Annotated in this window: 3 protein-coding genes and 1 pseudogene; all 4 read left to right on the top strand. The window is 61.1% G+C overall.

Going from position 1 to position 4,517, the window contains the following annotated elements; all coding sequences use genetic code 11:
* Window positions 1–180 (top strand): annotated as a pseudogene (locus KVT38_RS33140) (phosphoglycerate dehydrogenase); the annotation flags it as partial.
* Window positions 177–1,025, top strand: coding sequence for a sugar phosphate isomerase/epimerase family protein (locus tag KVT38_RS33135; RefSeq protein WP_217598008.1), 849 nt, complete (start codon window positions 177–179; stop codon window positions 1,023–1,025). The pseudogene KVT38_RS33140 and the gene KVT38_RS33135, both read left to right, overlap by 4 nt.
* Window positions 1,026–1,075: 50 nt before the next feature.
* Entirely contained in the window at window positions 1,076–2,866 is a 1,791-nt protein-coding gene (locus KVT38_RS33130; RefSeq protein WP_217598007.1) for an L-fucose isomerase, read from the top strand.
* Between the two features lie 279 nt (window positions 2,867–3,145).
* Window positions 3,146–3,790 carry a phosphatase PAP2 family protein gene (locus KVT38_RS33125; RefSeq protein WP_217598006.1) on the top strand — a complete coding sequence of 215 codons (645 nt, stop codon included), beginning with the start codon at window positions 3,146–3,148 and terminating at the stop codon, window positions 3,788–3,790.
* The last annotated feature ends 727 nt before the right edge of the window (window positions 3,791–4,517 follow it).

The following is a 4,517-nucleotide window of genomic DNA, read 5'->3' as shown; positions in this document are numbered from 1 at the left end:
ATCTGGGGCGCCGGCATCGGCGTGTTCGAGCAGGAGCCGCCGGACAATCCGGAGCTGCTCGCGCAAGGCAACCTGATCGCGGGCTCGCACTGCGCGGCGTCGACACAGGGAGCGGTGCGCAACATGGGACTTTATGCGACGCAAAATTTGATCAAGCACCTGGAGGTGACCGTATCATGAAGCTCGGCATTCACGCCTACGCCTGGTGCTCCCAGTGGAGCAACGAGACGCTCGGCCTCATCGACCGCGTCAAAGGGCTCGGTCTCGACTTTATCGAGATTCCGCTCATGACGCTCGATACGTTCGACGCCGCCGCCGTGAAGCGGCGGCTAGCGGACGCGGGGCTTGACGCCGTGACGTCCACGGTGCTGCTGCGCGGCACGGACATCACGAGCGCCGATCCCGCGGTTCGCGCCGCCGGGATTGCTTACTTGAAGGACTGCGTCCGCGCGACCGCCGCCATCGGCAAGACGAATCTGTCAGGCGTCGTCTACTCGCAGCACGTCAAGGAGACGAACGCCCGGCCGACGGAGCAGGAATGGGACTGGGCTGCGGAGGGGCTGCGCGAGGCGGCCGTCTATGCGCAGGAATACGGCGTTCAGATCGGGCTCGAGCCGGTCAACCGGTACGAATCGAATCTGGTCAATACGTGCGGGCAGGCGCTTGCGCTGAAGGAGCGGATCGGCGAGCCGAACATCAAGATCCATCTCGACACGTACCACATGAACATCGAGGAAAAGAGCTTCTACGAGGCGACGAAGGCGGCCGGCTCGGAGCTGATTCACTATCATATTTGCGAAAACGACCGGGGCATCCCGGGCACGGGCCTTGTCGACTGGGACGCCATCTTCCGGGCGCTGTCCGAGATCGGCTACACGGGCTATGCGGCGCTGGAGTCGTTCGTCGACGTGACGGACAACATGAACACCTGGGTATGGCGGCAGCTCGCGCCGAGCGGCGATGCGCTCGTCGAGGAAGGCGTGCGGTTCATACGCGGGAAAATGGCTGAGTACGGCCTCGGCTAATTCGGCTGCGGTCATAAATATACGAATATACGAGCATTGGAGCGAAGCATATGGCCGATTTGGCACATCGCTACGAGCGCGGCTTTCCGAAGATCGGCATAAGGCCGATCATCGACCGCCGCAAGCTCGTGAAGGCGGCAACCAAGGAGATGACGATGGAGCTGGCGCAAGAAGCCGCCAGACTGCTGTCGGCGAATTTGCGATACCCGGACGGCACGCCGGTCGTCTGCGTCGTGAACGACGTTTGCATCTCCGGTCTCAAGGAAGCGGCGGACTGCGCGGACAAGTTCGCGAAGGAAAACGTCGGCGTGCTGCTCACCGTCGCCTCCGGCTGGTGCTATCCGCTGGAGACGATGGAGACGGACTCCCGGCTGCCGCATGCGGTATGGGGTTTTAACGGCACGGAGCGTCCGGGTGCGGTCTACATGGGCGCGCTGCATGCGGCGCACAATCAGAAGGGCCTGCCGGTATTCAAAATCTACGGCCGGCACATTCAGGACATCGGCGAGCGGACGATACCGGCGGATGCGGCCGACAAGCTGCTGCGCTTCACGCGCGCGGGACTTGCGGCGGCGCTGCTGCGCGGCAAGTCGTATTTGTCGATCGGCTCGGTGTCGATGGGCATCGCGGGCTGTATCGTCGACGACGATTTTTATCAGCGGTATCTCGGGATGAAAAACGCCTACGTCGACATGACGGAGGTGAGCCGCCGCATCGAACGGGGCATCTACGACGAGGAGGAGTTCGGCCGTGCGCTCGCATGGGTGAAGGAGAAGTGTATCGAAGGCGCCGATCCGAACCCCGATGCGTTAATCATCCCCGAAGCGCAAAAGGCGCAAAACTGGGAGACGGTCGTCAAAATGGCGCTTATCGTCCGCGACTTGATGATCGGTAACCAGCGGCTTGCCGAGCGGGGATTCGAGGAAGAGGCGTACGGCTATAACGCGATCGCGTCCGGCTTCCAGGGTCAGCGGGAGTGGACCGATCATCTGCCGAGCGCGGACTTCCTCGAGGCGGTGCTGAACAGCTCGTTCGATTGGAACGGCACGCGGGAGCCGTACATCGTCGCGACGGAAAACGATAACTTGAACGCGGTGACGATGCTGTTCCAGCATTATCTGACGAACACGGCGCAAATCTTCGCCGACGTGCGCGCCTACTGGAGCCACGAGGCGGTGGAGCGCGTGACCGGACATCGGCTTGAAGGCCGTGCGGCCGGCGGCGTGCTGCATCTGATCAACTCGGGGCCCGCGGCGCTCGACGGTACAGGCGAGATGACGCGAGACGGCCTGCCCGCGATGAAGCCGCACTGGGAGATCACCGAGGAGGAGGTCGATCGCTGTCTTGCCGCTACGTCCTGGCGTCCGACCTATATGGATCAGTTCGCGGGCGGCGGACATTCGACCGACTTCCTGACGCGCGGCGGCATGCCCGTCACGATGGCGAGGGTCAATCTTGTTGAGGGCGTTGGTCCCGTGCTGCAGCTGGCCGAAGGCTACACGGTCGACCTGCCGGAGGACGTGCACGCCGCGCTCGACGAGCGTACGACGCCGACCTGGCCGACGACATGGTTCGCGCCTCGTCTTGTGCCCGGCGATCCGGTTTTCGACGACACGTACACGGTCATGGAGCACTGGGGCTCGAACCACTGTGTCGTTAGCTACGGTCATATCGGCGAAGATCTCGTCACGCTGGCAAGCATCCTGCGCATTCCGGTCAACATGCACAATGTGGACGCGAAGCGGCTGCTTCGTCCGAGCGCCTGGAGCGCATTCGGCACGAAGGACCCGGAAGGCGCGGACTATCGGGCATGCGCGGCGTATGGGCCGTTGTATAAATAGAAGGGGGAAGCCATAATCAGCACGAGAGAGCAGGTTATCGAGACGATAACCCGCTCTTTTTTTACTTGTACAAGCTAATTCTTGATTAATTAATGTGTTTAATTAATGTCTTTAATTATCGCTTGGCCGTCGTATAATCATGATTGTATTATCGCCCGATGGGTGGTCGACATTAAAGTTGGAAGGCAGCCGGAGGGAAGGTAAAATGGTTGGTGTGGCAGATAGGTCGGTCGAGACCGTCCATGCGTTATCCGCATAAAGCCGAAGGAGTACTCGTTAATGAAGTTTACGCTAAGGCTGGGCGCGGCTCTGCTGCTCAGTATGCTGTTCGCAGCGGGGTTTGGGCTCGTCGCGCTGCTGGTCGGTTTCCATCGTTTGAATGCCTTCGACCGCTCGATCATTCGTTTCGTACAAGGGTCCGAGTCGCCGGCGCTTTCGCATGTCATGAAGTTTTTTACGGCGATCGGGGCGGGCCTGCCGGTAACGGCAATCGCGGTCGCCATCGGTTTGATTTTGTTTTTCGTACTGCAGCACCGGCGTGAGCTGATTCTTTTCGTCTTTGCGCTTGCCGGCTCCCAACTGCTCAACGTGGTGATGAAGCTGGCGTTCCACCGCGAGCGTCCCGACATACACCGGATCATTCAGGCAGCCGGCTATAGCTTCCCAAGCGGGCATTCGATGGGCGCGTTCAGCCTGTACGGCATTTCGGCTTACTTGCTTTGGAGACATATTCCGGTCCTGTGGGGAAGAGCGATTCTGATCGCGGTTAGCGCGGCGCTCGTGTTGGCGATCGGCGTCAGCCGGATTTACCTGGGCGTCCACTACCCGAGCGACGTGATCGGCGGTTATCTGGCCAGCGGATTTTGGCTGGCCTCGATCATCTGGGTGTACCGCAGATTCGAAAAGAATCGTAAACAGACTTAGAAAAGCCCCTGCGATCCTTACGGTAGTGCTCCCTGGACCGCTAGCGGCACGAAATGCCGCTAACGCACGCCATCTCACCGCTCCCTGGACAGCTAGCGGCACTAAATGCCGCTAACGCACGCCATCTCACCACTCCTGGACCGCTAGCGGCACGAAATGCCGCTAACGCGCACCACCACAACGCTCCCGGGACCGCTAGCGGCACGAAATGCCGCTAACGCCCGCCACCACACCGCTCCTCGGCCAATAGCGGCACGAAATGCCGCTAACGCCCGCCGCCACACCGCTCCTCGGCCAATAGCGGCACGAAATGCCGCTAACGCCCGCCACCACACAGCTCCTCGGCCAATAGCGGCACGAAATGCCGCTAACGCCCGCCGCCACACCGCTCCTTGGACCGTTAGCGGCACGAAATGCCGCTAACCCCGCCACCACACCGCTCCTCGGCCGCTAGCGGCACGAAATGCCGCTAACGCCCGCCATCACACCGCTCCCGGGCCATTAGCGGCACGAAATGCCGCTAACGCCCGCCACCACACAGCTCCTCGGCCAATAGCGGCACGAAATGCCGCTAACGCCCGCCGCCACACCGCTCCTTGGGCCATTAGCGGCACGAAATGCCGCTAACGCGCACCACCACACCGCTCCCGGATGATGTATAAATGTTTGTGTACCAATTTTTGGCCTAGAAAGCACAAAAAGAGTAGGGTATTCTCGGGATTGCGAC

Origin of the sequence: Cohnella sp. GbtcB17, assembly GCF_019091135.1 — a bacterium.
In the GTDB taxonomy this organism is placed as follows: Bacteria; Bacillota; Bacilli; order Paenibacillales; family Paenibacillaceae; genus Cohnella.
The sequence above is the reverse complement of the archived record's forward strand: the minus strand, read 5'-3'. Positions and strand labels throughout refer to the sequence as shown.